Below are 4,101 nucleotides of genomic sequence, written 5' to 3' on the forward strand. Positions count from 1 at the left end.
GGCTCTCGGCGCCGCTATCCGCGCACTTCGCTTTCTTGAAGCGCGATGGCGTCACCCGTGACGGCTCGCCGACGCAGATGTTCGACGCGGCCGGCGACAACGCCGACGATCGCGGTTTCACTGAGCGGTGCAAGGATGACCGGCACCATTTCCGGGTCATCGTATCGCCGGAGGATGCCGCCGAGCTGACCGACCTGCGCGAATACACCCGCGACCTGGTGCGGCAGATGGAGGCGGACCTGGGGACGCGGCTCGATTGGGTCGCAGTCGATCACTGGAACACCGACAACCCGCATGTCCATCTGCTCGTGCGCGGCGTTACCGATCAGGGTGCCGATCTCGTCATCTCCCGCGACTACATCAGCCACAATCTCCGCTCGCGAGCGCAAGACCTAGCGTTGGCCGAGCTGGGGCCGAAACCCGAGCATGAAGTCCAGCGCGCACTCGACCGTGAGGTGACGGCGGAACGCTGGACCCGGCTCGACACCGAGATCCAGCGTTCCGCCGACGAGCTGGGCGTGATCGACCTGCGCCCCGAGCGGCCCGGCCCCGACGATCCACGGCTCCGCCGGTTGATGATCGGCCGGTTGCAGCATCTGGAGATGATGGGGCTCGCGGCCGAAGGGAATTCCGGCCAATGGGCGGTGGCGGAAGGCGCGGCGGCGAAGCTGCGCGAGCTGGGCGCGCGCGGCGACATCATCCGCACGATCGGCGCGGCGCTCAGGGATCGCGGGCAGGACCGGCCGCTCGACAGCTACGCCGTCGTCACCAGCGCGCCGGAGAAGCCGATCGCCGGCAGGCTGATCGACAAGGGGTTGCATGACGAACTGACCGGCACCGCCTATGCCGTGATCGACGGCACTGACGGGCGCACCCATCATGTCCGCCTGCCGGGCATCGAGGCGCTGGAGCACAGCCCCAAGCTGGGCGGCATCGTCGAGCTGCGCGCGATCGGGCGGGCCGGCGAGGAGAAGCCGACGCTGGTGCTCGCCACGCGATCGGACCTCGACATCGCCGCACAGGTAAATGCGCCCGGCGCGACCTGGCTGGACCACCGCCTGATCGAGCGTGGCGCGAGCATCGCGGATGGCGGCTTCGCCGCCGAGGTGCGGCGCGCAATGGACGCGCGCACCGATTATCTCGTCAAGGAAGGGCTGGCGCGCCGCTTCGGCGAGCGGACGGTGTTCGAGCGCGGGATGCTCGACACGCTGCGAAAGCGCGAGCTGGACTCTGTTGGCGCGAAGATCGCAGGCGAGACCGGGCTTGCCTATCGCCCGGCTGCCACCGGCGAGAAGATCGCAGGTATTGTGCGCCAGCGCCTCACGCTCGCGTCCGGCCGCTTCGCCATGATCGACGACGGCCTCGGCTTCCGCCTCGTCCCCTGGGCCAGCACCCTCGAACAGCAACTCGGCCGTCAGGTGTCGGGCGTGGTCCGCGCCGGCGGCGGCATCGACTGGACGCTGGGCCGCAAGCGCGGCCTCGGCATCTGAATCAGGAGACCTTCATGTCCGCGACTAAAATCCTGTGGGGCCAGATCATCATCGTGTTCCTGATCGTACTCGCCGGTGTATGGGGCGCGACACAGTGGACGGCCGCGGCCTTGGCCTATCAGCCCGAGCTGGGTCCACCCTGGTTCATGGCTTTCGGCTGGCGCATCTATCCGCCGCCGGCCTTCTTTTGGTGGTGGTTCAGCTTCGACGCGTATGCGCCCCGCATAGAGTAGTACAAACGGCGACACATATTCGTTATGTTTATCCGGTGCGGGGCGCCACTTTTCGTCATCCCCCAGGCGCCGTGCGCACGTTTGCGCCTGCGACCTCATCGGCTTCGGGGGAAACTCTGGCCTTCAGTCCAGCGCCGGGTTCACCATCAGCTTCACCGGCCCGCCCGCCTTGCCCAGCGCCTCGAAGGCGGCCGGCACGCCCGAACGGCCCACCACGCCCGATATCAGCGGCGCGACATCGATCGTGCCGTCCGCCACCCGCTGCAGCGTCGCTGCGAACTCTTCGGGGCTGTAGGCGAACACGAAATCCAGGCTCAGCTGCTTGTTGATCGCCAGCACCGGCGTGATCCGGTCGTCTTCCATGCACACGCCCACCACCACGATTCGGGCTGTCGGCGGCACGGCTTCCACCAGGGACTGGATCAGCCCCGGAACGCCCACGCATTCGAACACGATGGCGTCCCGCATCGATCGCCCCATCAGCCGGGCAGCGCCAAAACTCGCCAGCGTGGCAGGCACGTCGAACGCCTCCCAATGCGCATGCGGAGAGCTGGCCGACGGATCCACGACGATATCGGCGCCCATCACCTCCGCCATGTGCCGGCGCGCCTCGGAAAAGTCGCTGGCAATCACCGGGCCCAGTCCGCGCGCCTTCAGCGCCGCGATCACGGCCAGCCCCACCGGGCCGCACCCCACCACCAGGCACACGCTGTTCTTGCCGGGGTTCGCCTTGCCGACGGCATGTTCCCCCACCGCCATCGGCTCCACCATGGCGGCGGCTTCAGCGGACAACCCGTTGGGAACCGGCAACAGCATCGCTTCCTGCAACAGCATCCGTTCCGCGAAGCCGCCCGGATAACGGTTGGAATAGCCCACCAGTTCCACGCCGCCCGGCCCCAGCGCCATCGGCACGGAAACAACCCGCGTGCCCGGTTTCAGCGTTCGCGCCGTCTCCGGCCCATGGTCCAGGATCTCGGCGGAAAACTCATGCCCGAACACGATATCGGCAGATGCATCCAGCGTGTCGGCTGCGCCCGCGCGCAGGTTGGTCTCCACCATATGTTCCAGATGGTGCAGCGCATGCAGATCCGATCCGCAGATCCCACACACCAGAGTTTTCACCAGAACCTGCCCGGGGCCGGGCGCAGGCTCCGCGATGTCGTCGGTCACCAGCCGGCGATCCCGGCGCACGATTGCCTTCATCATGTCCCTCCCCAGGGTCTGTTCAAACGGCCGGCAGCAGTTTGGCAAGGTTAGGCTGCCCCGTGTGCGCCGTCAGCCCGCCATCTACCGGGATCGCAGCCCCCGTCAGGTAAGAGGCTGCGTCAGACGCAAGAAAGGCGACGACCTCAGCGATCTCCTCAGGCCGTGCGAACCGGCCCATCGGCACCACCTCGTTCCAGGCCGCCCGGATTTCCGGGATGGCCGAAATGCCGGACAGGATCGGCGTTTCGACCGGGCCGGGGCAGACGGCGTTGCAGCGGATACCTTCCCGCGCATGATCGATGGCGACAGCCCGCGTATAGTTGATCACGCCCGCCTTGGCCGCGTTATAGGCCGTGAAATGATAATCGGCCGCCATGCCGGATGCAGAAGCGGTGTTCACGATAACCCCGCCGCCATTGGCGCGCATCGCCGGGATCGCCGCCTTGCAGCCATAGAAGACGGCGTCGAGGTCGATTGCGATCACCCGCCGCCAATCCTCCACGGACAGGTCCGGCGTCGCCCCGAAACTGCCGATTCCGGCATTGTTGAAAAGGATGTCCAGCCGCCCGAAGCGGGTCACCGCCGCTGTCATCAGCGCATCGACGGCCTCCCAACTTGAAACGTCCGTCGGCACGAACATCGCCCGTTCGCCAAGCTTTGCCACCAGCGCACCGCCTGCTTCGCCGGGCAGGTCCGCAATCACCACGGCGGCGCCTTCCGCATGCAGCAGCGCCGCAGTCGCCGCCCCGATCCCCGATGCGCCACCCGTGATCACGGCCACCTTGCCTTCGAACCGCAACGCCTTCGCCATTTGCCGGCCCTTCCCCAGAAGATCGTTCGTTGTTATAGCGCACTATAAATACGGACATGCAGGCGCACAAGCGCCGATCCGGGAGGAGGAGATGGAAATGGCCGGCAACACAGCCACGAAAAGCACCAGCCTCACAGGCGGAGAGCTTCTGGCCCGTACTCTGAAGGCGGCCGGAGTCGAAACGGCTTTCGCCCTCCACGGCGGCCATCTGGAGGCACTGTTCAAGGGCTGTATCGAGCAGGACATCCGCCTGATCGACTGCCGCCATGAATCCGCGGCGGGCCATGCGGCGGACGCCTATGCGCGGACGACCGGCAAGCTGGGCGTCGCCATCGTCACCGCCGGCCCCGGCTTCACCAAC

4 protein-coding genes and 1 pseudogene are annotated in these 4,101 nt (G+C 67.0%); 3 read left to right on the plus strand and 2 right to left on the minus strand.

Annotation, left to right across the window (positions count from 1 at the left end):
• A partial coding sequence (locus ACE3O8_RS13015; RefSeq protein WP_374390410.1) for a relaxase/mobilization nuclease domain-containing protein occupies positions 1-1,490 on the plus strand: 1,490 nt, incomplete at its 5' end.
• Positions 1,491-1,504: 14 nt separating this feature from the next.
• A pseudogene (locus ACE3O8_RS13020) lies at positions 1,505-1,717 on the plus strand (conjugal transfer protein TraG); the annotation flags it as partial.
• Positions 1,718-1,846: 129 nt separating this feature from the next.
• On the opposite strand, the gene ACE3O8_RS13025 reads toward ACE3O8_RS13020, so the two are convergent.
• Positions 1,847-2,926 carry a zinc-binding dehydrogenase gene (locus tag ACE3O8_RS13025; protein WP_374390412.1) on the minus strand — a complete coding sequence of 360 codons (1,080 nt, stop codon included), beginning with the start codon at positions 2,924-2,926 and terminating at the stop codon, positions 1,847-1,849.
• Positions 2,927-2,948: 22 nt separating this feature from the next.
• The gene (locus ACE3O8_RS13030) at positions 2,949-3,740 is read right to left on the minus strand and encodes an SDR family NAD(P)-dependent oxidoreductase (RefSeq protein WP_374390414.1); all 792 of its coding nucleotides are present in this window, start codon (positions 3,738-3,740) and stop codon (positions 2,949-2,951) included.
• Between the two features lie 97 nt (positions 3,741-3,837).
• Here ACE3O8_RS13030 and ACE3O8_RS13035 point away from each other — a divergent pair.
• On the plus strand, positions 3,838-4,101 hold a 264-nt coding region (locus tag ACE3O8_RS13035; protein WP_374390416.1), incomplete at its 3' end, for a thiamine pyrophosphate-binding protein.

This window comes from Sandaracinobacter sp., from assembly GCF_041909755.1.
Taxonomy (GTDB): domain Bacteria; phylum Pseudomonadota; class Alphaproteobacteria; order Sphingomonadales; family Sphingomonadaceae; genus Sandaracinobacteroides.

What these genes read in the sequence shown, in the direction of transcription:
- ACE3O8_RS13025 (WP_374390412.1), bottom strand. Translation starts at nt 2,926, where the DNA reads ATGAAGGCAATCGTGCGCCGGGATCGCCGGCTGGTGACCGACGACATC.
- ACE3O8_RS13030 (WP_374390414.1), bottom strand. Translation starts at nt 3,740, where the DNA reads ATGGCGAAGGCGTTGCGGTTCGAAGGCAAGGTGGCCGTGATCACGGGT.